This is a genomic window from Citrobacter sp. Cpo221 (assembly GCF_030332345.1).
Classification (GTDB): domain Bacteria; phylum Pseudomonadota; class Gammaproteobacteria; order Enterobacterales; family Enterobacteriaceae; genus Citrobacter; species Citrobacter portucalensis.
In genome coordinates this window covers 39,168-61,816 of record NZ_JAOWIA010000053.1, presented here as the reverse complement: position 1 = coordinate 61,816, position 22,649 = coordinate 39,168, and the positions used below count along the sequence as shown (strand labels likewise).

Annotated in this window: 20 protein-coding genes and 2 pseudogenes; 12 read left to right on the top strand and 10 right to left on the bottom strand. The window is 52.2% G+C overall.

The window, feature by feature from the left end; translation table 11 throughout:
* Positions 1-90: 90 nt before the first annotated feature.
* Positions 91-1,806, top strand: a pseudogene (locus OGY72_RS13505) (potassium/proton antiporter); the annotation flags it as partial.
* On the opposite strand, the pseudogene OGY72_RS24945 reads toward OGY72_RS13505, so the two are convergent.
* The 3 genes and pseudogenes from OGY72_RS24945 to OGY72_RS13495 all read right to left on the bottom strand — a co-directional run.
* Positions 1,765-1,878 (bottom strand): annotated as a pseudogene (locus OGY72_RS24945) (hypothetical protein); the annotation flags it as partial. The pseudogenes OGY72_RS13505 and OGY72_RS24945 overlap by 42 nt on opposite strands.
* A gap of 9 nt (positions 1,879-1,887) precedes the next feature.
* Positions 1,888-2,958 carry a catabolic alanine racemase DadX gene (gene dadX / locus OGY72_RS13500; protein WP_003833552.1) on the bottom strand — a complete coding sequence of 357 codons (1,071 nt, stop codon included), beginning with the start codon at positions 2,956-2,958 and terminating at the stop codon, positions 1,888-1,890.
* 12 nt (positions 2,959-2,970) lie between these two features.
* Positions 2,971-4,269 (bottom strand): D-amino acid dehydrogenase, encoded by a 1,299-nt coding sequence (locus OGY72_RS13495; RefSeq protein ID WP_003833553.1) that lies wholly within the window; start codon positions 4,267-4,269, stop codon positions 2,971-2,973.
* Between the two features lie 322 nt (positions 4,270-4,591).
* Here OGY72_RS13495 and OGY72_RS13490 point away from each other — a divergent pair, with 322 nt between their 5' ends.
* A complete protein-coding gene (locus OGY72_RS13490) occupies positions 4,592-6,124 on the top strand; it encodes a SpoVR family protein (protein WP_286547889.1) in 1,533 nt (510 codons plus the stop codon).
* Between the two features lie 102 nt (positions 6,125-6,226).
* On the opposite strand, the gene fadR is transcribed toward OGY72_RS13490, so the two are convergent.
* The gene (gene fadR, locus OGY72_RS13485; RefSeq protein WP_003833559.1) at positions 6,227-6,946 is read right to left on the bottom strand and encodes a fatty acid metabolism transcriptional regulator FadR; all 720 of its coding nucleotides are present in this window, start codon (positions 6,944-6,946) and stop codon (positions 6,227-6,229) included.
* A gap of 236 nt (positions 6,947-7,182) precedes the next feature.
* Between fadR and nhaB the strand changes: the two genes are divergently transcribed.
* The 3 genes from nhaB to OGY72_RS13470 all read left to right on the top strand — a co-directional run bounded on the left by nhaB (position 7,183) and on the right by OGY72_RS13470 (position 9,851).
* Complete coding sequence (nhaB, locus tag OGY72_RS13480; RefSeq protein WP_286547887.1) at positions 7,183-8,727, top strand: Na(+)/H(+) antiporter NhaB; 1,545 nt, start codon at positions 7,183-7,185, stop codon at positions 8,725-8,727.
* Positions 8,728-8,868: 141 nt separating this feature from the next.
* Positions 8,869-9,399 carry a disulfide bond formation protein DsbB gene (gene dsbB, locus OGY72_RS13475; protein WP_003844060.1) on the top strand — a complete coding sequence of 177 codons (531 nt, stop codon included), beginning with the start codon at positions 8,869-8,871 and terminating at the stop codon, positions 9,397-9,399.
* Between the two features lie 110 nt (positions 9,400-9,509).
* Complete coding sequence (locus tag OGY72_RS13470; protein WP_003020940.1) at positions 9,510-9,851, top strand: TehB family protein; 342 nt, start codon at positions 9,510-9,512, stop codon at positions 9,849-9,851.
* Between the two features lie 29 nt (positions 9,852-9,880).
* On the opposite strand, the gene ycgN is transcribed toward OGY72_RS13470, so the two are convergent.
* The 3 genes from ycgN to OGY72_RS13455 form a co-directional block, all read right to left on the bottom strand.
* On the bottom strand, positions 9,881-10,327 hold the full coding sequence (gene ycgN / locus OGY72_RS13465) for a cysteine cluster protein YcgN (RefSeq protein ID WP_003020944.1): 447 nt from the start codon (positions 10,325-10,327) through the stop codon (positions 9,881-9,883).
* Between the two features lie 92 nt (positions 10,328-10,419).
* The gene (locus tag OGY72_RS13460; protein ID WP_198579572.1) at positions 10,420-11,079 is read right to left on the bottom strand and encodes a fumarylacetoacetate hydrolase family protein; all 660 of its coding nucleotides are present in this window, start codon (positions 11,077-11,079) and stop codon (positions 10,420-10,422) included.
* Positions 11,080-11,148: 69 nt separating this feature from the next.
* A complete protein-coding gene (locus tag OGY72_RS13455; RefSeq protein WP_198579571.1) occupies positions 11,149-11,442 on the bottom strand; it encodes a YcgL domain-containing protein in 294 nt (97 codons plus the stop codon).
* A 126-nt stretch (positions 11,443-11,568) separates the two neighbouring features.
* Between OGY72_RS13455 and minC the strand changes: the two genes are divergently transcribed.
* Genes minC through minE form a run of 3 tightly spaced genes read left to right on the top strand, consistent with a single transcriptional unit; the run spans position 11,569 to position 13,382 of the window.
* Positions 11,569-12,276 (top strand): septum site-determining protein MinC, encoded by a 708-nt coding sequence (gene minC, locus OGY72_RS13450; RefSeq protein WP_003833736.1) that lies wholly within the window; start codon positions 11,569-11,571, stop codon positions 12,274-12,276.
* 23 nt (positions 12,277-12,299) lie between these two features.
* A complete protein-coding gene (gene minD / locus OGY72_RS13445) occupies positions 12,300-13,112 on the top strand; it encodes a septum site-determining protein MinD (RefSeq protein WP_003020956.1) in 813 nt (270 codons plus the stop codon).
* Positions 13,113-13,115: 3 nt separating this feature from the next.
* Positions 13,116-13,382, top strand: a complete 267-nt coding sequence (gene minE / locus OGY72_RS13440; protein ID WP_003833739.1) for a cell division topological specificity factor MinE — start codon at positions 13,116-13,118, stop codon at positions 13,380-13,382.
* An 86-nt stretch (positions 13,383-13,468) separates the two neighbouring features.
* Here the strand turns inward: minE and OGY72_RS13435 are convergent, their stop codons facing one another.
* Positions 13,469-14,386, bottom strand: coding sequence for a LysR family transcriptional regulator (locus tag OGY72_RS13435; protein WP_003833741.1), 918 nt, complete (start codon positions 14,384-14,386; stop codon positions 13,469-13,471).
* 103 nt (positions 14,387-14,489) lie between these two features.
* On the opposite strand from OGY72_RS13435, the gene OGY72_RS13430 reads away from it, so the two are divergent.
* The 4 genes from OGY72_RS13430 (at position 14,490) to OGY72_RS13415 (ending at position 19,631) form a co-directional block, all read left to right on the top strand.
* Positions 14,490-15,572: a tartrate dehydrogenase gene (locus OGY72_RS13430; protein WP_286547885.1), complete on the top strand. Its 1,083-nt coding sequence runs from the start codon at positions 14,490-14,492 to the stop codon at positions 15,570-15,572.
* A 251-nt stretch (positions 15,573-15,823) separates the two neighbouring features.
* Positions 15,824-17,425 carry a BCCT family transporter gene (locus OGY72_RS13425; protein ID WP_003833745.1) on the top strand — a complete coding sequence of 534 codons (1,602 nt, stop codon included), beginning with the start codon at positions 15,824-15,826 and terminating at the stop codon, positions 17,423-17,425.
* Between the two features lie 44 nt (positions 17,426-17,469).
* Complete coding sequence (gene yeaW / locus OGY72_RS13420; RefSeq protein ID WP_003833746.1) at positions 17,470-18,594, top strand: carnitine monooxygenase, oxygenase subunit YeaW; 1,125 nt, start codon at positions 17,470-17,472, stop codon at positions 18,592-18,594.
* 71 nt (positions 18,595-18,665) lie between these two features.
* Positions 18,666-19,631: a PDR/VanB family oxidoreductase gene (locus tag OGY72_RS13415; RefSeq protein WP_286547883.1), complete on the top strand. Its 966-nt coding sequence runs from the start codon at positions 18,666-18,668 to the stop codon at positions 19,629-19,631.
* Positions 19,632-19,680: 49 nt separating this feature from the next.
* Here OGY72_RS13415 and rnd read toward each other — a convergent pair whose 3' ends face one another.
* Positions 19,681-20,796: a ribonuclease D gene (gene rnd / locus OGY72_RS13410; protein WP_003833751.1), complete on the bottom strand. Its 1,116-nt coding sequence runs from the start codon at positions 20,794-20,796 to the stop codon at positions 19,681-19,683.
* Positions 20,797-20,880: 84 nt separating this feature from the next.
* Positions 20,881-22,566 (bottom strand): long-chain-fatty-acid--CoA ligase FadD, encoded by a 1,686-nt coding sequence (fadD, locus tag OGY72_RS13405; protein WP_122973958.1) that lies wholly within the window; start codon positions 22,564-22,566, stop codon positions 20,881-20,883.
* Positions 22,567-22,649 lie beyond the last annotated feature (83 nt).

The following is a 22,649-nucleotide window of genomic DNA, read 5'->3' as shown; positions in this document are numbered from 1 at the left end:
GGCTAATAGGGCTAAGTAAAACGCTGTTTCTGTCGTTATTATGGTAGGGTTTATTAATACGAAACAGCGTAATTCAGGAGTAACCGAACGTTGGATGCCGCAGCAATTATTAGCCTTTTTATTTTGGGTTCCGTTCTCGTCACCTGCAGTATCTTACTCAGTTCATTCTCATCACGTCTCGGTATCCCAATTCTGGTGATATTTCTCGCTATCGGTATGTTAGCGGGCGTGGATGGTATAGGCGGCATACCTTTCGATAACTATCCATTCGCCTACATGGTGAGTAACCTGGCACTGGCGGTTATCCTGCTCGACGGCGGGATGCGCACCCAGGCCAGCTCTTTTCGCGTTGCGTTAGGCCCGGCGCTATCGTTGGCGACGGTCGGTGTGCTGATTACTTCCGGACTCACCGGCATGATGGCCGCGTGGCTGTTTCATCTGGATCTTATCGAAGGACTCCTGATTGGCGCGATTGTTGGTTCAACCGACGCCGCGGCGGTCTTTTCCCTGCTTGGCGGTAAGGGGCTTAACGAACGCGTTGGCTCTACGCTGGAAATTGAATCCGGCAGTAATGACCCGATGGCCGTGTTTTTGACCATCACGCTCATCGCCATGATCCAAAACCACGAGACCGGTTTAAGCTGGATGTTCGCGGTGCACATTATCCAGCAGTTTGGCTTAGGCATCATTATCGGTCTTGGCGGTGGATATATGCTCCAGCAGATGATTAACCGCATTTCGCTGCCTGCCGGACTGTATCCGCTATTGGCGTTAAGCGGTGGGATCCTGATTTTTGCCCTGACCACTGCGCTGGAAGGCAGCGGTATTCTGGCGGTTTATCTGTGTGGTTTCCTGCTGGGGAATCGCCCTATTCGCAACCGGTTTGGCATTCTGCAAAACTTCGACGGTCTGGCATGGCTGGCGCAAATCGCCATGTTCCTGGTGCTCGGACTGCTGGTTACGCCATCCGACCTGCTGCCTATCGCAATCCCGGCACTGATTTTGTCTGCGTGGATGATATTCATTGCCCGCCCGCTTTCGGTCTTCGCGGGACTGCTGCCGTTTCGTGGCTTTAATCTGCGCGAGCGCATTTTCATCAGTTGGGTGGGTCTGCGCGGTGCGGTACCCATCATCCTCGCCGTCTTCCCAATGATGGCGGGTCTGGAGAACGCGCGCCTGTTCTTTAACGTCGCCTTCTTCGTGGTACTTATCTCGTTGCTGTTTCAGGGAACGTCGCTTTCATGGGCTGCTAAAAAAGCCAAAGTGGTGGTCCCTCCCGTCGGCTGGCCCGTGTCGCGCATTGGTCTGGATATTCATCCGGATAACCCGTGGGAGCAGTTTGTTTATCAGCTCAGCGCGGATAAGTGGTGTGTGGGCGCCGCACTGCGCGACCTGCATATGCCGGAAGAAACGCGAATAGCCGCCCTGTTTCGTGACAACGTGCTGTTTCACCCCTCCGGCAGTACGCGTCTTCGCGAAGGCGATGTATTGTGTGTTATTGGCCGCGAGCGCGATCTCCCGGCTCTTGGCAAGCTGTTCAGCCAGTCGCCACCTGTGTCGTTAGACCAGCGCTTCTTCGGTGATTTTATTCTTGAAGCCAGCGCAAAATATGCCGATGTGGCACTGATTTATGGCCTGGATGATGGCACCGAGTATCGTGATAAGCAGCAAACGCTGGGTGAAATTGTCCAGCATCTGCTTGGTGCCGCGCCGGTCGTCGGTGACCAGGTGGAATTCGCTGGTATGATCTGGACTGTGGCCGAGAAAGAAGATAATGCAGTGCTGAAGGTTGGTGTTCGCGTTGCTGAAGATGAGGATGAGTAAAGCGGATGTTTTTGCCGGGTGGCGGCTGCGCCTTACCCGGCCTACAAAATGCACTAAATAAAGTTACACCGTCACAACTGGCACGCGCAGCGCCAGAGAACACATTAACTCGTAGCCTACCGTACCTGCGGCGGTGGCCACATCGTCAATTTTAATCTCTTTGCCCCACAGCTCTACCGGCGTGCCGATCCCTGCCTGCGGGCACGGTGTCAGATCTACCGCCAACATATCCATTGAGACTGTCCCCACCGTCCCGGTACGTACACCATCCACCAGCACAGGCGTTCCGCTTGGCGCATGGCGTGGATAACCGTCTGCATAGCCGGTCGCTACAATGCCAATGCGCTGCTCGCCGCTGGCAGTGTAACGTCCACCGTAGCCCACCCGATCGCCAGCTTTCAGCGTTTGTATGCCGATTATCTCGCTGCTCAAAGTCATCACTGGCTTCAGGCCGGTGTTAGCGATGTCTCGCCATTGTCCCGAAGGCGATGCGCCATACAAAATAATGCCCGGACGAACCCAGTCATAATGCGCTTCAGGGTGCCACAGCGTGGCGGCCGAATTCGACAGCGATCGTCTGCACTCCAGCCCTTCAGTTGCCTGCGCAATACGCGCCATAGCTTCCTGAATACCTTCCGGGTGCTCTGCATCGGCAAAATGCGACATCAGCGTCATTTCACCGACGTTGGGCATCGCCCGCAGCTGTTGCCAGACCGTCGGAACTCTTTCCGGTAAAAACCCAAGCCGGTTCATACCACTGTTCACCTTCAGGTAAACATCGAGCGGCGCCTTCAGGCGCGCATTCTGCAATGCTTTTAGCTGCCAGTTACTGTGTACACAGGTGGTTAGTCGATAATTGTCATATACAGTCAGGTCTTCAGCGTGGAAAAACCCCTCCAGCATGAGTATCGGGCCTTTCCATCCACGCTCGCGTAGGGTTATCGCCTCTTCAAGATTGAGCATGGCAAAACCATCGGTTGTGCCCAACGCATTCCAGACGCGTTCAATACCGTGTCCATACGCATTGGCTTTTACCACCGACCAGACGCGGGCGTCCGGCGCGGCCTGACGAGTAATGGTCAGATTTTGTTTCAACGCCTGCAGGTCAATGCTGGCCAGTATCGGGCGGGTCATCTCACGTCCTTATCAGTTATGTGCGCCATGTAAATGCCGTGGACGAGAGGGGGTAAACCCCGGACTGTAACGCGCCACGCTCAGATCGTCATAAGGTATGGCTGGCGTGCGGCCAGAAAGGATATCGCTCAGCAGCTGACCGGAGCCGCAGGCCATGGTCCAACCCAGCGTGCCGTGGCCGGTATTGAGCAGCAGATTCTTAAAGCGGGTGCGCCCCACCACCGGCGTTCCGTCCGGCGTCATCGGACGCAGTCCGGTCCAGAAGGTTGCCTGCTCCACATGACCGCCGCGCGGGAAGAGATCGCGTACGACCATTTCCAGCGTTTCACGACGAGGTTGTAGCAGTTCTGTATTAAAGCCGACAATCTCCGCCATACCGCCTACGCGAATACGATTGTCAAAGCGGGTAATAGCGATTTTGTAGGTTTCATCAAGGATAGTAGAAACCGGCGCACCGTCGTCTTGCGCCACCGGAATGGTCAACGAATAGCCTTTGAGCGGATAGACCGGGATATCAACGATCCCTTTCAGCATTGCCGTGGAGTACGAACCAAACGCCATCACATAGGCATCGGCTTTAACTATCTCTTCGCCGCACTGGACGCCATAAATCTGCTCACCATCGCTCAGCAGCTTATCGACCGGGGTATTAAAGCGAAACTTAACGCCTGCCTGCTCCGCCATCTGCGCCAGACGCTGGGTAAACAGCTGGCAGTCGCCGGTTTCATCATTCGGTAAGCGCAGACCACCGGTCAGTTTGTGCGCCACTTCTGCCAGTGCAGGTTCGACTTCCGCCAGACGGTTTGCTTCCAGCAGTTGATATGGCACGCCAGCGTCTTCGAGCACGGCGATGTCGCGAGTGGCGTTCTCATACTGTTGGGCAGTACGGAAAAGTTGCAGGGTTCCGCCCTGACGTCCTTCGTACTCGATACCGGTAGAGGCGCGCAGCGCTTTCAGGCAATCACGGCTGTATTCCGCCAGCCGCACCATGCGTCCTTTATTTTCCATATAGTGGCTGGTGTCGCAGTTGCGCAGCATCTGCCACATCCATTTCAACTGGAACTGGGTTCCGTCAAGACGGACGGCCAGCGGAGCGTGGCGCTGAAACATCCACTTAATTGCTTTTAGCGGTACGCCTGGTGCCGCCCATGGTGCTGCATAACCTGGAGAGATTTGCCCCGCGTTCGCCGCACTGGTTTCCAGTGCCGGACCGGGCTCACGATCAATGACGGTGACATCGTGTCCAGCCTGACTTAAGTACCAGGCGCTGGTCACGCCAACGACACCACTTCCCAGTATGACAACTCGCATAGCCACTCCGTTAACAGTAAAAGAACAATCATCTAATTACATCTTGATAACTCAGTTGAAAATATTATTCAACATATGGCTTTTTTATGGTGACTTACCTCACATATAGCGGTGATGGCTGGGGACTCTCCGCTTTGGCATCTCCTGCTGTGCGTTATTTTTATCCAGCATAAAATTTTGCGGCCATGCCATTTTTCGACGCCTCGCTAACGTGAAATCGCAAAGAAAAAATTTCTGCCGCAGCACGTTTTTTAACACCATGATCTATGCTTGACATGAGGTACTCCAGACAGAGAGTGCCGCCAACAATGAGGGTGCGCGAATGGCTACGATTGATTCCATGAACAAGGACGGCACACGGTTAAGCGATGGACCCGACTGGACGTTTGATCTGCTGGATGTCTATCTGGCAGAGATAGACCGCGTGGCGAAACTCTACAGACTGGACACCTACCCGCACCAAATCGAGGTGATCACCTCCGAACAGATGATGGACGCTTACTCCAGCGTCGGGATGCCGATCAACTATCCTCACTGGTCGTTTGGTAAAAAGTTTATTGAAACCGAGCGCTTGTATAAACATGGTCAGCAGGGGCTGGCCTATGAGATCGTTATCAACTCCAATCCGTGTATCGCGTATCTGATGGAGGAGAACACCATCACCATGCAGGCGCTGGTGATGGCGCATGCCTGCTACGGACACAACTCCTTCTTCAAAAACAACTACCTGTTCCGAAGCTGGACGGATGCCAGTTCCATTGTCGATTACCTGATCTTCGCGCGAAACTATATAACCCAGTGTGAAGAGCGTTACGGCGTGGATGAAGTCGAAAAGCTGCTCGACTCCTGTCATGCGCTGATGAACTACGGCGTTGACCGTTACAAACGCCCGCAAAAAATCTCCCTACAGGAAGAGAAAGCCCGTCAGAAAAGCCGTGAAGAGTATCTGCAAAGCCAGGTGAATATGTTGTGGCGCACACTGCCGAAGAAAGAGGAAGAGAAAACCGTGACGGAAGCCCGCCGTTATCCCTCTGAGCCACAGGAGAACCTGCTGTACTTCATGGAGAAGAATGCCCCGCTGCTGGAGTCCTGGCAACGCGAGGTGTTGCGCATTGTACGCAAGGTCAGCCAGTATTTTTATCCGCAGAAACAGACGCAGGTGATGAACGAAGGCTGGGCCACTTTCTGGCATTACACCATCCTGAACCACCTTTATGATGAGGGTAAAGTCACCGAGCGGTTTATGCTGGAGTTTCTGCATAGCCATACCAATGTGGTATTTCAGCCACCCTACAACAGCCCGTGGTATAGCGGGATAAACCCTTATGCCCTGGGGTTTGCCATGTTCCAGGATATCAAACGTATTTGTCAGTCGCCGACCGAGGAGGACAAATACTGGTTCCCGGATATAGCGGGTTCCGACTGGCTGGAAACCCTGCATTTCGCGATGCGCGACTTCAAAGATGAGAGCTTTATCAGCCAGTTCCTGTCACCGAAGGTAATGCGTGATTTCCGTCTGTTCACCGTGCTGGATGACGATCGTCACAACTACCTGGAGATATCTGCGATTCATAATGAGGAAGGATATCGTGAGATCCGCAACAGGTTGTCGTCGCAATACAACCTCAGCAACCTGGAGCCGAATATTCAAATCTGGAACGTCGATCTGCGTGGCGACCGTTCGCTCACCTTACGCTATATTCCGCATAACCGCGCGCCGCTGGATAAAGGACGCAAAGAAGTGCTCAAGCACGTACACCGGCTTTGGGGTTTTGACGTGATGCTGGAGCAACAGAATGAAGATGGCAGCGTGGAGCTGTTGGAGCGTTGCCCGCCAAGGATGAACGGTCTGTAAATCTTATTACCGGAGGCGGTGTAAACACCATATCCGGCCTACGAAGTGCACGTATTGTAGGCCGGATAAGACGCTTTGGCGTCGCCATCCGGCATGGAGCGATTAACGTCCCTGAATAGCTAAGTCGCCCGGCAGGCTCTTCTGCATACGATGCCAAATTTCGCCGCTGTCGTGACCATAGCGGCGCACCGTTTCATACACCTGCTCATGAGCGCCCTGCTCGCAGAGTTCTGACAGTTTACGGTAGAAGCTCAGCGCCAGCGCGCGCGCTTCCGGATTGGCAAAATAATGACGACCAATGCGGGTATATAATCCTTTCATACCGTTGAGGATCAAACCGTAAATCGGATTGCCGGAGGCAAATGCCAGACCGCGAAAAATGTTATAATCCAGATCGGCAAATGCGTCAGCGTGGTCGGCCACCTGATTTGCCGTCGCCAGAACCTCCTGTGCTTTATCAGGATGCTGGCGAAACGCAGTACGAACAAAGATCGTCGAAATATTGGTACGCACAGACAGCAGATTATCAATCAACTGCGGGACACTCTCGTGATCGAGACGCGCCAGCGTTTCAAGAATATTCAGCCCGGAGGTTTCCCAGAAGTTATTCACCTTCGTCGGTTTGCCGTGTTGAATGGTCAACCAGCCATCTCGCGCCAGACGCTGCAATACTTCGCGTAGCGTGGTACGTGTCACCCCAATAAGTTCGGAGAGTTCACGTTCAGCGGGCAAAATAGTGCCAGGTGGGAAGCGGTTATTCCAGATACTTTCAATGATGTACTCTTCCGCGAACCCAGCCGGGCTTTGCGCCTTAATGACCATAGTAAAAATTCCATTACACAGCAAAACATAGTTACACACATCATACCAGATGGGTATCTTAGCTGATAGCTGACGCAATGAAGAAAAAGTGGATCAAGGCTTCATTTTCCAAATAACGCTACAGTACAGCCAACCTTGCCAGTCTCGTGAATAGCTTGCCTGTACTCCCTCCTCCCGCTAAGCTTTGCGGTCAAACATAAAAACATGATTTCATTTTTAAAGGTAGGGAAATCACCATGGAGCTATCATGGGGCCGCGCGATGTGGCGCAATTTTTTAGGTCAATCACCAGACTGGTACAAACTTGCACTGCTTGTCTTCTTAGTCGTCAACCCGATTATTTTTTTCATCAACCCTTTTATCGCCGGCTGGTTGCTGGTGGCCGAGTTCATTTTCACGCTGGCGATGGCGTTAAAATGCTACCCACTGCTGCCAGGCGGGCTGTTGGCTATCGAAGCTGTCATTATTGGCATGACCAGCGCCACGCATGTGCGTGAAGAGGTTGCCGCAAACCTTGAGGTGTTATTGCTGCTGATGTTTATGGTGGCAGGCATCTACTTTATGAAGCAGTTATTACTGTTTATTTTCACGCGTCTGCTGCTCACTATTCGCTCCAAGACGCTGCTGTCGCTGTCTTTTTGTGTTGCAGCCGCTTTCCTCTCGGCGTTCCTCGATGCGTTGACCGTCGTGGCCGTGGTGATCAGCGTTGCGGTCGGTTTTTATGGTATCTACCATCGCGTTGCTTCTTCTCGCGCGGAAGACAACAACATGCTCGATGACAGCCATATCGATCAGCACAATAAAGTCGTACTTGAGCAGTTCCGCGGTTTTCTGCGTAGCCTGATGATGCACGCGGGTGTCGGTACGGCGTTAGGCGGCGTGATGACCATGGTGGGCGAACCACAAAACCTGATTATCGCCAAAGCAGCTGGCTGGCATTTTGGTGACTTCTTCCTGCGCATGTCGCCGGTTACCGTCCCGGTACTGATTTGCGGCCTGTTAACCTGTGTGCTGGTCGAGAAATTACGCTGGTTTGGCTATGGCGAAACGCTGCCGGAGACCGTCCGTGATGTCCTGCAACAGTTTGACGATCAGAGCCGCCAACAACGTACCCGTCAGGACAAAATCAAACTGATTGTCCAGGCGATTATTGGCGTCTGGCTGATCGTTGCTTTGGCCCTGCACCTGGCAGAAGTCGGATTGATCGGTTTGTCGGTCATCATTCTGGCAACCTCGTTGACCGGCGTCACCGACGAACATGCGATAGGTAAAGCCTTTACCGAGTCGCTACCCTTCACCGCGCTGCTGACCGTGTTCTTCTCAATTGTCGCGGTGATTATCGATCAACAGCTCTTTTCGCCGATAATTCAGTTTGTTTTGCAGTCTTCTGAGCATGCTCAACTGACGCTGTTTTATCTCTTCAACGGCCTGCTGTCTTCGATCTCTGATAACGTTTTTGTCGGCACTATTTACATTAACGAAGCCAAAGCCGCACTGGAACAAGGGACCATCAGCCTCAACCAGTACGAACTGTTAGCGGTAGCGATTAATACCGGGACCAACCTGCCTTCCGTGGCTACACCAAACGGTCAGGCGGCGTTCCTGTTCCTGCTGACCTCCGCGCTGGCACCATTGATTCGCCTCTCTTATGGCCGCATGGTGTGGATGGCTCTGCCGTATACTCTCGTCCTGACGCTCGTTGGTCTGCTTTGCGTCGAGTTCACGCTGGTACCGGTGACCGAGTGGATGACTCAAACGGGCTGGTTAGCTACACTTTCATAACAATTAACCGGGCAAATCACTGCCCGGTTTGACTTTTTGCATGATAAATATCCGATTACGCAAATTTTCAATTCCCGCTAGTGGCGCATAAAGTGAATTGGTTTAAACTGCGGTCTCTACGCATGTTGCAGGGAAATGATTATGTTGCGATTTTTAAACCAATGCTCCCGAGGTCGTGGGGCATGGTTATTGTTGGCGTTAACCGCCTTTGCGCTGGAGCTCGTCGCGCTGTGGTTCCAGCACGTCATGCTGCTAAAACCTTGCGTGTTGTGTATTTACGAACGTAGCGCATTATTCGGCGTGATGGGTGCAGGGCTGGTTGGTGCTATCGCACCAAAAACACCGCTGCGCTATGTGGCGATGATAATCTGGATTTACAGTGCCTGGCGCGGACTTCAGTTAGCGTATGAGCACACCATGATTCAACTGCACCCATCACCGTTTATGACCTGTGATTTTGCCGCACGCTTCCCAAGCTGGCTGCCACTGGACAAATGGCTGCCGCAGGTGTTTTTAGCGTCCGGTGACTGTGCTGAGCGCCAGTGGTCTTTTTTAACCCTGGAAATGCCGCAGTGGCTGTTGGGGATCTTCGCCGCCTACCTGGTGGTCGCCGTGCTGGTGGTGATAGCACAGCCGTTCAAACCGAAAAAACGTGACCTCTTCGGTCGCTAACAGAGACGCTCCTTCGGGAGCGTTTTTTTTGCCTTAAATTCATTGCCTGCTGGCATCTATAAGATGTATATTAAATACATCTTATAGATGCCACACCAAGGAGATGTCTTATGTCCCATTTACGCATCCCGGCAAACTGGAAAGTTAAACGCTCTACTCCCTTCTTTACCAAAGACAACGTCCCTGCAGCACTGCTTTCTCACCATAACACTGCAGCAGGCGTTTTTGGCCAGCTTTGTGTGATGGAAGGTACGGTAACGTATTACGGCTTTGCCAATGAAGACGCAAAAGAGCCTGAAGTAAAAGTGGTGATTAATGCCGGTCAGTTTGCGACCAGTCCACCGCAGTATTGGCATCGCGTTGAATTAAGCGACGACGCCCAATTCAACATCAATTTCTGGGTTGAAGATGACAACCATGGAGATGAGATGTATCAGGCGAAAAAGTCTTAAGCCTTAACGCCTGCTAATCGATGGGCGGCTTAGTCCGCCCATGAAGGTTTGTTCAGAATATGATCCTGCCAGTCACGCACTTCCGATTCTTTCACCGCAATATGACGTACTGAAATACGTTCACCGTGCATCGCCGCTTTTGATCCCGTCAGCAGTGGATGCCACTCCGGCAGCCCTTTACCTTCAGCTAGCAGACGATACGCACAGGTCATCGGCAGCCATTCAAAGGTAGGCAGATTATCGCGCGTCAGTTTGATACAGTCAGGCTCGTACTCGAATCGACGTTCGTAATTACGGCACTGACAGGTTTTGATATTGAGCTGCTTACACGCGACGTTAGTAAAATAGATTTCGTCGGTGTCTTCATCCATCAGCTTATGCAGGCAGCATTGACCACACCCGTCACATAATGACTCCCACTCGGCATCGGTCATTTCATCCAGGGTTTTACTTTGCCAGAAAGGTATGTCGCTCATCAGGGTATCCGCTATTGCAATAAAGCTGCACCTTATAACCAGTCTGGCACGCTGATGCAAGTTTTGCCGCCCGAAAAGGCGGCAAGAAGAGATTACAGCACGCGTGTCGTCAGCGTTTGACCATGAAAACTGATAGCCAGTTCATCACCGCTGTTTAACGGCCCAACGCCCGCTGGCGTCCCCGTCAACACAACATCGCCCGCTTTGAGGGTAAAGAAATGACTCATGTAGGCAATCAAAGGAACGATTTGATGGATCATATCCGCCGTGGTGCCGTGCTGACGCTGTTCACCGTTGACCGTTAATCCGAGCATCGTATCCTGTGGATCGCCGTTAAACTCCGCCACCGGAATAAACCCTGACAGCGGGCAAGAGTTATCAAAACCCTTCGCTTTTTCCCATGGCTGCCCCGCCTTCTTCATTTTGCCCTGAATATCACGCAGGGTCAGATCCAACGCGACGCCATAGCCCGCGATGGCTTTTCGCACATGTTCTTCCGTCGCCTGACGTAAGGTCGCGCCAATCAAAACAGCCAGCTCAACTTCATGGTGAACCGAACCCATATCAGATGGGATAACCAGCGGCTGACGCAAATCGCACAGCGCGGTTTCCGGTTTAATAAACAGCACCGGCTCTTCCGGAGGCGTTCCACCCATCTCTTTAATATGGTTGGCATAGTTACTCCCTACGCAAACCACCTTACTCACCGGATAATCCAGCAGAGCACCATGCCAGTTATGATGTTGATACATTACTTTCCCCTAACGTAGTTATCAATTTCAGGTACTGCATCGATGGGGCGTGCTGCTGCCGGATGCAGTTTAACGTTTATCGTCTGGTGTATTTTGTTTCGTCGTGGCCAGATGCTGTTTAAGTAAATCTTCTGGCGGCGGTGGTATTTGTAAATAATAGCCCTGCTCGGTGAGTGCCTGTTTTACTTTTTCCAGATCGGCATTAACCAGCTTTTTACGGCCATCAAGCGGCAACATCATTGCCAGCGTAGGCTGACCAAATCCTTTCATCAGTTCTTCAGGAACTCGCGAGAAATCGTCTTTTTTTTCGACATATAAATAGGTCTGGTCACGTTTACTGCTTCGGTAGATCACACAAAACATATCTTTTACTCTGAATTCACGGAATGGTGGCTTGCCTCAATATAATACTGACTATAACATGCCTTATAGTCTTCGGAATATCACCCCGCGCTGGGGATGATAAATAGCAAATTGAGTAAGGCCAGGATGTCAAACACGCCAATCGAGCTTAAAGGCAGTAGCTTCACCTTATCAGTGGTTCATTTACATGAAGCAGAACCCGAGGTTATTCGTCAGGCGTTGGAAGACAAAATCGCGCAGGCACCTGCTTTTTTAAAACATGCTCCCGTAGTGGTTAACGTGAGTGGTCTTGAAAGCCCGGTAAACTGGTCAGCGCTGCAGAAGGTTGTCGCGTCTACCGGATTGCGCATTATCGGCGTTAGCGGATGCAAAGACGCCAGACTCAAGGCTGAAATCGACGAAATGGGTCTTCCTTTACTGACTGAAGGTAAAGAAAAAGCTATTCGTCCTGCGCCCGTTGAGGCCCCGGCTCCCGTCGCTCCGCCACAAAACGTTACTCCCATCACAAAAACACGATTAATAAATGTGCCGGTTCGTTCCGGTCAGCGCATTTATGCACCACAATGTGATCTGATTGTTACAAGCCACGTCAGTGCAGGCGCAGAGCTTATCGCTGATGGCAATATTCATGTTTATGGAATGATGAGAGGCCGTGCGTTGGCAGGCGCAAGCGGTGACAGGGAAGCGCAAATTTTTTGTACCCATCTGACGGCAGAACTAGTGTCTATCGCAGGTGTTTATTGGCTGAGTGATAAAATCCCAGCAGAATTTTATGGCAAAGCGGCACGTCTGCAATTAGCAGAAAACGCTTTGACAGTTCAACCGTTGAATTGATCCCTTTTTAACAAGGAATTTCTATGGCACGCATTATTGTTGTTACTTCGGGTAAAGGGGGCGTTGGCAAAACCACCTCCAGCGCGGCCATCGCTACAGGTTTGGCCCAGAAGGGAAAGAAAACTGTCGTTATTGATTTTGATATCGGCCTGCGTAATCTTGATCTGATTATGGGTTGTGAACGCCGTGTCGTTTACGACTTCGTCAACGTTATTCAGGGCGATGCGTCGTTAAATCAGGCGCTAATCAAAGATAAGCGTACCGAAAATCTCTTTATTCTTCCGGCCTCACAAACTCGTGATAAAGACGCGTTGACGCGTGAAGGCGTCGCGAAAGTTCTGGACGATCTGAAAACGATGGAATTCGACTTCATCGTCTGCGACTCTCCGGCGGGTATTGAAACCGGTGCGCTGATGGCCCTCTATTTTGCCGATGAAGCGATTATTACCACCAACCCGGAAGTCTCCTCTGTACGTGACTCTGACCGTATTCTGGGTATTCTGGCGTCGAAATCTCGTCGCGCGGAAAACGGTGAAGATCCAATTAAAGAGCATCTGCTGCTTACGCGCTACAACCCTGGCCGCGTAAATAAAGGTGACATGCTGAGCATGGAAGACGTACTGGAAATTCTGCGAATCAAGCTGGTTGGCGTGATTCCTGAAGATCAGTCAGTCCTGCGCGCGTCTAACCAGGGTGAGCCGGTTATTCTCGACATCAATGCTGATGCCGGTAAAGCCTATGCTGATACCGTAGACCGTCTGTTGGGAGAAGAACGTCCTTTCCGCTTCATTGAAGAAGAGAAGAAAGGTTTCCTCAAACGCCTGTTCGGAGGATAAGTTATGGCATTACTGGATTTTTTTCTCTCGCGGAAAAAGAGCACAGCGAACATCGCTAAAGAGCGACTGCAGATTATTGTTGCGGAACGTCGTCGTAGTGACGCCGAGCCACATTATTTACCGCAGCTGCGCAAGGATATTCTCGACGTTATCTGCAAGTATGTACAAATTGATCCCGAAATGGTCACGGTACAACTTGAACAAAAAGACGGCGATATTTCGATCCTCGAACTTAACGTGACATTACCTGAAGCGGAAGAGTCTAAATAAGCTCTTTTGTCGCTAAATCATGGTTACGAAAAAGGCAGATTATTCTGCCTTTTTTATTTTCTGTCTCTGACTAACCTATCGAGCATTTATTCCAAAGTAAACTTTGGGTAGTTTTCGGCAAAATAGCGGCGCAAATACTCAACCGTAATACGGATTTTTGCCGACGTCGCCAGCCGGGAGACATAAACCGCCCATATATTGGCGGGTTGATAATACTCAGGCAATATATGCACCAGATGTCCGCTGGCAATGTTGTCGCAAACGTCCCACCACGAACGCAAAGCAATTCCCTGCCCATCCAGACACCATTGATGTACCACTTCGCCATGGTTAGACGACAGCGGCCCCGTAACCTTTATTGAGTGTGCGCCCTCTTTATTACGCATTTGCCAGATACCAAACGGATGGTCGCGTTCTTTAATAACCAGGCAGGGAAAAGTAGAAAGATCGTTCAGTTGTTTCGGCACTCCATGCTGCGCCACAAATTCCGGCGAGGCGCACAGAATACGGTAGTTAGTCGCCAGCTTGCGGGCAATCAGGTTCGGCGCGATATCATCCCCGATACGAATATCAAGATCGACGCCCTCATTGACCATATCTACCAGACGGTCTTCAACATCGAACCTCAGTTCTAACTGCGGGTACTCTTTTGCCAGCGCTGACAGCGCCGGAGCGACCACCCGGCGGCCAAAACCAAAGCTACTGATAATTCGTAGCATCCCCTGCGGGATCTGCCTGGCATCGGACAGCTCGTCCATCATCTGATCGACATCCTGCAGGATCCGCTGTGCCCATTCGTAGATCCGCTCCCCCTCTTCCGTGATGGTTACGCGCCGCGTTGTTCGGTGCAACAGCACCACGTTCAGCGTTTGTTCCAACAGGGCAACGCGCTTACTGATAAAAGCCGGAGATACGCCCAGCTCTTCGGCAACGGCGGCAAATCCCGCACGACGGGCAACCAGCATAAAGACGCGTAAATCATTTAACAGCGGCAGATTATTCATGATCTGTGTTTTATGTTTCACCAGTTAGGGGGATTAACTATTAATCAGTCAATTATAGGATACGGGGAAAGTCAATTTTGATGGCGTACAAGTGAGAGCTGCTATGAAGAAAACCTGTCGTATTGCCGCTATCCCCGGAGATGGCATTGGTAAAGAAGTCCTGCCTGAAGGCATTCAGGTGTTGCAGGCAGCCGCCGAGCGTTGGGGGTTGTCACTCAGCTTTGAGCAAATGGAATGGGCCAGCTGCGAGTACTACGCCCATCACGGGAAGATGATGCCGGATGACTGGCATGAGCAGTTACAATCCTTCGATGCTATCTATTTTGGTGCCGTTGGCTGGCCGGAAACCGTACCGGACCACATCTCATTATGGGGTTCACTGCTTAAGTTTCGCCGCGAATTCGACCAGTATGTCAACCTGCGCCCGGTACGCCTGTTTCCAGGCGTACCTTGCCCGCTGGCAGGCAAGCAGCCTGGCGACATTGATTTCTATGTGGTGCGCGAGAACACCGAGGGAGAATACTCTTCACTCGGCGGACGCGTAAGCGAAGGTACTGAACACGAAGTGGTTATCCAGGAGTCGGTCTTCACCCGTCGCGGCGTGGATCGTATATTGCGTTACGCTTTCGAGCTGGCGCAAAACCGCCCGCGCAAAACCCTGACCTCGGCGACTAAATCCAATGGACTGGCCATCAGCATGCCGTACTGGGACGAGCGCGTGGAAGCAATGGCGGCTAACTATCCCGAGATCAGTTGGGATAAACAGCATATTGATATACTCTGCGCCCGCTTTGTGATGCAGCCGGAGCGTTTTGACGTGGTGGTTGCCTCCAACCTGTTTGGCGACATCCTTTCCGATCTGGGTCCAGCCTGTACCGGAACGATTGGCATTGCGCCTTCAGCCAACTTAAACCCGGAACGCACCTTCCCGTCCCTGTTCGAGCCAGTACACGGTTCGGCCCCCGATATCTACGGCAAGAACATCGCCAACCCTATAGCGACTATCTGGGCTGGCGCCATGATGCTCGACTTCCTTGGCAACGGTGATGCCAACTATAAAGCCGCCCACGACGGTATTCTGGCAGCAATTGAGCAGGTTATTGCCAGCGGCCCGAAAACGCCAGATATGAAAGGCAACGCCACCACCCAACAGGTAGGTGAAGCCATCGCTCAGGCACTGCGTTAGAGGTCAAACCACGAAATATGAGCCGCGTCACTGACGCGGCTTTTTTATGCGTTTTATGTCGCCAAAAACCTGCGCCAATTCACCTTTTATTATTTCCGTTCCGTGTTTTATTGCTTCACGTATCGGGCAATTGTTTAATTCATGTAAAGAACAAATAATAAAATTGTTAAATACAAAATCACTAATTCCCTACAGCATGATAACAACGACAGGCTAATGCCATACGCGGGCAACTGTGCCCAGGAGATCCCATGTTGAGCAACGTAAAGAAAAAAGACATGCCGCTGATAGCCATCAGCCTGGTGGCTATTCTTTTCATCGCCGCCACACTTAGTCTCTTCCCTCAGCAGTCTGCACAAGTCGCAAATACCCTTTTTAACGGCGTTACCCGGATGCTGGGTTCCGCCGTGCAGATCCTCGTTCTGATGGCGATGGGTCTGGTCGTCTGGCTGGCCACCAGCAAATACGGCAACATTCGTCTGGGAGAAGGAAAAGCGGAATACAGCACGCTGTCCTGGCTGTTTATGTTTATTTGTGCCGGACTAGGTTCCTCCACGCTCTACTGGGGCGTTGCTGAGTGGGCCTATTATTACCAGACCCCGGGTCTGAATATCGCTCCGCACTCGCAAAAAGCGCTGGAATACAGCTTACCCTACTCTTTTTTCCATTGGGGAATTAGCGCCTGGGCGACCTATACGCTGGCTTCATTAACCATGGCCTACCACTTTCATGTGCGGAAAAACAAAGGGCTGAGCCTGTCCGGAATAATCGCCGCTATCACCGGCGTGCATCCGCAGGGCGTGTGGGGCCGGCTGGTTGATTTGATGTTCCTGATCGCCACAGTTGGCGCGTTAACCATCTCTCTGGTTGTCACCGCCGCCACCTTTACCCGTGGTTTATCTGCTCTCACGGGTTTACCGGATAACTTCACCGTACAGGCGTTTGTTATCCTGTTCTCTGGCGGCATTTTCTGTCTGAGCTCCTGGATTGGCATCAACAACGGCTTGCAACGTCTGAGCAAAATGGTCGGCTGGGGGGCGTTTTTACTGCCGCTGCTGGTGCTGATTGTCGGCCCGACCGAATTCATCACCAATAACATCATCAACGCCATTGGTCTGACGACGCAAAACTTTTTGCAGATGAGCCTGTTCACCGATCCACTTGGCAACGGTGAGTTCACCCGCAACTGGACGGTGTTCTATTGGCTGTGGTGGATCTCCTACACCCCTGGCGTGGCAATGTTTGTCACTCGCGTATCCCGTGGTCGCAAAATCAAAGAGGTTATCTGGGCGTTAATCTTAGGTAGTACCGTTGGCTGCTGGTTCTTCTTTGGCGTGATGGAAAGCTACTCCATTCACCAGTTTGTGAACGGTGTGATCGACGTACCGCAGGTTATGGCCACGTTAGGCGGCGAAACAGCCGTACAGCAAGTGTTGATGTCGTTGCCTGCCGGGAAACTGTTCCTGGTGGCGTATCTGGCGATCATGATTATTTTTCTCGCCTCGCATATGGATGCCGTCGCCTACACCATGGCGGCCACCAGCACGCGTAACCTGCAGGAAGGGGAAGATCCGCAGCGTAGCTTACGTCTGTTCTGGTGCGTGGTCATCACCCTGATCCCCTTATCGATTTTATTCACCGGCGCGTCCCTGGAAACCATGAAGACCACGGTGGTTCTGACCGCACTTCCCTTCCTCGCCATTCTGTTGGTGAAGGTTGGCGGTTTTCTTCGTTGGGTACGGCAGGACTATGCCCACGTTCCTGCGCATCAAATTGAAAGTCATCTTCCCGAAACGCCAGTTAACGCCCCCGTTGCGCCACCGGCCGGGACATTACTCAAAGGCGACAATTAAGCGCCAGTAAAAAATCCTCTTACTCACAAATTAAAGGTATTCCAATGAGCAATCTGAGCCCTGAGTTTATTCTGCCGCAAAATTTCTGTGCCAACCCGCAGGACGCCTGGACTATCCCTGCCCGGTTCTATACTGACCATCAGGCCTTCGAGCACGAACAAGAGAAAGTGTTTGCTAAAAGCTGGATTTGCGTCGCCCACAGTAGCGAGCTGGCAAAGCCCAATGATTATGTTACCCGGGAAGTGATTGGCGAGAACATCGTGCTGGTACGGGGTCGCGATAACGTGCTGCGCGCGTTCTACAACGTTTGCCCGCATCGTGGTCATCAGCTGTTGAGCGGCGAAGGGAAAGCGAAAAATGTAATTACCTGCCCTTACCACGCATGGGCGTTCAAACTTGACGGCAATCTGGCGCATGCGCGTAACTGCGAAAATGTCGCCAACTTCGACAGCGAAAAAGCGCACCTTACACCTGTACGTCTGGAAGAGTATGCCGGATTCGTGTTTATCAACATGGATCCGAACGCGGGCAGCGTGGAAGAACAACTCCCAGGTCTTGCAGACAAAGTTATCGAAGCCTGCCCTGATGTGCATGACCTGAAGCTGGCGGCGCGCTTTACGACCCGAACTCCAGCCAACTGGAAGAATATTGTCGATAACTATCTGGAGTGCTACCACTGCGGCCCGGCTCACCCTGGTTTTTCCGACTCGGTTCAGGTTGATCGTTACTGGCATACTATGCACGGCAACTGGACGCTACAATACGGTTTCGCCAAACCGTCAGAGCAGTCATTTAAGTTCGAAGAAGGTGTTGATGCCGCCTTCCACGGTTTCTGGCTGTGGCCGTGCACCATGCTCAACGTTACGCCAATCAAAGGCATGATGACCGTTATCTATGAATTTCCAGTGGATGCAGAAACTACGCTGCAAAACTATGACATTTACTTCACCAACGAAGAGCTGACCGAAGAGCAGAAACAACTGATCGAATGGTATCGCAACGTCTTTCGTCCTGAAGATTTACGTCTGGTTGAAAGCGTGCAAAAGGGGCTGAAATCGCGCGGATATCGCGGTCAGGGCCGCATTATGGCGGACACCAGCGGCAGCGGTATCTCCGAACATGGCATTGCCCATTTCCATAATCTGGTCGCGCAGGTGTTTCAGGAATAACCAGAGGCTGTAACGACAGGTTCCGGCGCATCGTTAAGCCGCGCCGGACAGATTTTTTAGGGAGTGCCGCAATGTCTGATTATCAAATGCAAGAAGTCCGGGTCAGTCGGATTGAGACCATTACCGCGCAGGTAAAACGCTTCACCCTAATGGCGACCTCAGGCCAGCCGTTGCCTGCGTTTCAGGGTGGCAGCCATATCATCGTGCAGATGCGCGATGGCGAGAATCTATACAGCAATGCGTACTCGCTGATGAGTTCACCCTTCGATACCAGCGCCTGGCAAATCGCCGTACGACTGGAGGAAGCATCCAAAGGCGGCTCACGATATCTGCATCAAAACGTGAAACCCGGCGACACGCTCACGATTTCTACGCCTAACAATCTGTTCGCCCTCGCCCCTCAGGCACAACAACATCTGTTGATTGCCGGAGGTATCGGCATCACACCGTTTTTATCGCAGATCCCGGAGCTGGAACACTCTCAGGCAGAATGGCAGCTACATTATTGCTCTCCCAGTCAGGACAACTGCGCATTTTATGACGAACTCCTGCAGCACCCCAGCGTCGATCGTATTCATCTGCATCTGTCAAGCGCAGGAACCCGCCTTGATTTATCTCGCCTGCTGGCCGATGTCGAACCCGGCACACATATTTACACCTGCGGGCCAGCAGTGCTCAACGATGCCGTCAGAGAAGCGGCTTCCCTCCATAGACTGGACAGCAATACGCTACATTTCGAACAATTTGCGCTGGAAGATAAAAGCGGTGATGCCTTTACCCTGGTGCTGGCGCGTTCAGGACGCGAGTTTGTGATCCCGGAAGAGATGACCATTTTGCAGGTTATCGAAAATAACAAAGCCGCGCGCGTTGAGTGCCTGTGCCGGGAAGGCGTGTGCGGCACCTGCGAAACAACGATTCTTGAAGGGGAAGCGGATCACCGCGATCAGTATTTCAGCGACGACGAAAAAGCCAGCCAGCAGAGCATGCTCATTTGCTGCTCTCGCGCCAAAGGTAAGCGCCTGGTGCTTGATTTGTAGCGTTGCGCAGGCCGGGTTAGCAATGGCGCAACCCGGCGAGCCTGGTGACTTACTGCGGATATTCCTGCAGCAGCGCGTTGAGACGATCGGACATCAGTTCGCCACGCCAACCGGAAACCAACTCCGGCAGGGTCTGCTGCGGCTTTAATTTCCAGTGCCAGTTGAGTAGCTGGTTGATTTGACGGCGTGAAGCCAGCAGTTCGACGCTAAGATTATGCTCAGTACTCACCTCGGCAACCAGCGCCTTGATGGCTTTGAACGCTTTGCGGTATCCTGGCATATCCATCAAATTCAGCAGCGGCTGTGGCAGTGATTCTTCCGGTAAAGCCTGCGCTTTTTCTACCAGAGAAATCAGCGTTTTGCCATGGAAGCGAATTTCACTACCGGAAAGGCCTAGGCTGTCCAGTTCACCCAGACTCCCCGGCATATAACGAGCGACCGACCACAGGTGTTCTTCACGCACCACAAAGTTCACTGCCAGATCGCGCTCACGTGCTTTACGCAGTCGCCAGTCGGCAAGCAGTTGCAAGCAGGCCAACTGACGGGTACGCAGCTGCCAGGCGTTAGTGATATCGCGCCATGCGTCTTCAGGCGCCAGAACCTCCTGGCGACGCTGCTGCATTAAGCGGCACTCGTCCAGTGCGGCTGGCAGCCAGCCGCTGGCTTCAGTTTCGACCATCAGTTTTGTGGTGATCGGTAATAGATACCAGACATCAGCCGCCGCGTACTCACACTGACGCTCGGTCAGCGGTCTGGCCAACCAGTCGGTGCGGGATTCGCTTTTGTCCAGCGCCACCCCCGTAAACTCTTCCACCATCGCGGCAAACCCCCACGACAGCGGACGACCGCAAAAAGCAGCCAGAATTTGTGTATCAATCAACGGCTGCGGCAGTTCGCCAAAAGCGTTGAGAAACACTTCCAGATCTTCGCTACCCGCATGCAGGAATTTGGTGATGGCAGTATCACGCAGAATATCGCGCAGCGGCGACCAGTCGGTGATCCCCTGCGGATCAATCAGAGCAACGTGTTTGCCATCAAACAGCTGGATCAGTCCCAACTGCGGATAATAGGTACGCGTGCGAACAAATTCTGTATCCAGGGCTATCGCCGGAAATTCACGGACGGCTTCGCACAGCGTGGCCAACGCGTCGTCCGTGGTGATCATTTGATAATTCAAATCGTGCTCTCTTAGGTTTGCGCCAAAAAAAACGCCGGATTACCCGGCGTTTTCTACTGGCTGACTTAACGCTCAGCCTTTATTGTCCACTTTGGCACGCGCTTCGTCACGTAATTCTCGTCGCAAAATTTTACCAACGTTAGATTTCGGCAACTCATCGCGAAACTCCACCAGCTTCGGTACTTTATAGCCCGTCAGGTGACGACGACAGAAAGTGACCAGCGCTTCATCGGTTAACGAGGCATCTTTCTTCACCACGAAAATTTTCACCGCTTCACCGCTGCTGCCGGACGGAACCCCAACCGCAGCCACTTCCTGCACGCCAGGGTGTTGCATAACCACGTCTTCAATTTCATTAGGGTAGACGTTAAAGCCGGACACCAGGATCATATCTTTCTTACGATCGACAATACGCAGAAAGCCTTCGTCATCCATCACCGCAATATCGCCAGTGTGCAACCAGCCGTCTTTGATGATTTCGTCAGTGGCGTCTGGTCGCTGCCAGTAGCCCAGCATCACCTGTGGACCTTTTACACACAGCTCACCCGGTTCTCCCGGTGGCACTTCGTTGTCGTCGTCGTCCACCAGCTTGACCTCAGTGGAAGGAACCGGTAAACCGATACTTCCGCTGTGGTAGTCAATATCGTGAGGGTTAACACTCACCAGCGGGGCGCACTCCGTCAGGCCATAGCCTTCCAGCAGATACTGCCCCGTCAGCTTCACCCAGCGTTCAGCTACCGCTTGTTGAACCGGCATTCCGCCACCTGCCGAGAGATGCAGTGACGAGAAGTCCAGTTGCTGGAACTCTTTGTTATTCAGCAGCGCGTTAAACAGCGTATTGACGCCGGTCATCGCGGTAAACGGATACTTCGCCAGCTCTTTTACCAACCCCGGAATATCACGCGGGTTAGTAATCAGCAGGTTTTGACCGCCTAGCTCAATAAACAGCAGACAGTTCATCGTTAGCGCAAAAATGTGATACAGCGGTAACGCCGTCACCACCAATTCTTTACCCGGATGCAGCAACGGACCGTAGGTAGCATGAACCTGCTCAAGGTTAGCCAGCATGTTGCGGTGCGTGAGCATCGCGCCTTTCGCCACGCCGGTTGTCCCGCCGGTATATTGCAGGAACGCCAGATCTTCCGACACCACTTCGGGTTTCACATACTGCATGCGGTAACCGTTTTGCAGCGCACTGCGAAACGAGATGGCATCCGGCAGGTTATATTTCGGCACCAGCCGTTTGATATACTTGACGACAAAGTTAACCAGCGTTCCTTTGGCGGTCGACAGCTGATCGCCCATACGCGTCAGGATCACGTGTTGCACAGACGTTTTGTCGACCACCTTTTCCAGCGTATGAGCAAAGTTAGATACGATGACAATCGCCGACGCGCCGCTATCGTTGAGCTGATGTTCCAGCTCGCGAGGCGTGTAAAGCGGGTTAACGTTCACGACGATCATGCCGGCACGTAAAATCCCAAACAGTGCGACCGGATATTGCAGCAGGTTCGGCATCATCAGCGCGACGCGATCGCCCTTTTTCAGCCCCAGGCCTTGTTGTAAATAGGCCGCAAATGCCCGGCTCCGCTCTTCAAGCTTGCGGAAGGTCATCACCTCCCCCATGTTTACAAACGCGGGCTGATCGGCATACCGTCTTACTGAGTGTTCAAAGAGTTCCACCAGGGATTGATAACGGTCAGGATTGATCTCCGCAGGAACACCAGCGGGATAACGGTTAAGCCAAACCTTTTTCAATACATCACCTCTAAAATGCGTATTCGTCGTCATCACAACCCCAGGCAATAAACAAACTGTTAACATAATATTAACTCAGCGTA

Bases quoted from the DNA above. Each gene is read 5' to 3' on its own strand.
- minD (WP_003020956.1), top strand. From the start codon at position 12,300: ATGGCACGCATTATTGTTGTTACTTCGGGTAAAGGGGGCGTTGGCAAA.
- dadX (WP_003833552.1), bottom strand. From the start codon at position 2,958: ATGACCCGCCCGATACTGGCCAGCATTGACCTGCAGGCGTTGAAACAA.
- nhaB (WP_286547887.1), top strand. From the start codon at position 7,183: ATGGAGCTATCATGGGGCCGCGCGATGTGGCGCAATTTTTTAGGTCAA.
- OGY72_RS13415 (WP_286547883.1), top strand. From the start codon at position 18,666: ATGTCTGATTATCAAATGCAAGAAGTCCGGGTCAGTCGGATTGAGACC.
- OGY72_RS13490 (WP_286547889.1), top strand. From the start codon at position 4,592: ATGGCTACGATTGATTCCATGAACAAGGACGGCACACGGTTAAGCGAT.
- OGY72_RS13455 (WP_198579571.1), bottom strand. From the start codon at position 11,442: ATGTTTTGTGTGATCTACCGAAGCAGTAAACGTGACCAGACCTATTTA.
- minE (WP_003833739.1), top strand. From the start codon at position 13,116: ATGGCATTACTGGATTTTTTTCTCTCGCGGAAAAAGAGCACAGCGAAC.
- OGY72_RS13425 (WP_003833745.1), top strand. From the start codon at position 15,824: ATGTTGAGCAACGTAAAGAAAAAAGACATGCCGCTGATAGCCATCAGC.
- dsbB (WP_003844060.1), top strand. From the start codon at position 8,869: ATGTTGCGATTTTTAAACCAATGCTCCCGAGGTCGTGGGGCATGGTTA.
- minC (WP_003833736.1), top strand. From the start codon at position 11,569: ATGTCAAACACGCCAATCGAGCTTAAAGGCAGTAGCTTCACCTTATCA.
- OGY72_RS13435 (WP_003833741.1), bottom strand. From the start codon at position 14,386: ATGAATAATCTGCCGCTGTTAAATGATTTACGCGTCTTTATGCTGGTT.
- OGY72_RS13460 (WP_198579572.1), bottom strand. From the start codon at position 11,079: ATGTATCAACATCATAACTGGCATGGTGCTCTGCTGGATTATCCGGTG.
- ycgN (WP_003020944.1), bottom strand. From the start codon at position 10,327: ATGAGCGACATACCTTTCTGGCAAAGTAAAACCCTGGATGAAATGACC.
- rnd (WP_003833751.1), bottom strand. From the start codon at position 20,796: ATGATCACCACGGACGACGCGTTGGCCACGCTGTGCGAAGCCGTCCGT.
- OGY72_RS13470 (WP_003020940.1), top strand. From the start codon at position 9,510: ATGTCCCATTTACGCATCCCGGCAAACTGGAAAGTTAAACGCTCTACT.
- yeaW (WP_003833746.1), top strand. From the start codon at position 17,470: ATGAGCAATCTGAGCCCTGAGTTTATTCTGCCGCAAAATTTCTGTGCC.
- OGY72_RS13495 (WP_003833553.1), bottom strand. From the start codon at position 4,269: ATGCGAGTTGTCATACTGGGAAGTGGTGTCGTTGGCGTGACCAGCGCC.
- OGY72_RS13430 (WP_286547885.1), top strand. From the start codon at position 14,490: ATGAAGAAAACCTGTCGTATTGCCGCTATCCCCGGAGATGGCATTGGT.
- fadR (WP_003833559.1), bottom strand. From the start codon at position 6,946: ATGGTCATTAAGGCGCAAAGCCCGGCTGGGTTCGCGGAAGAGTACATC.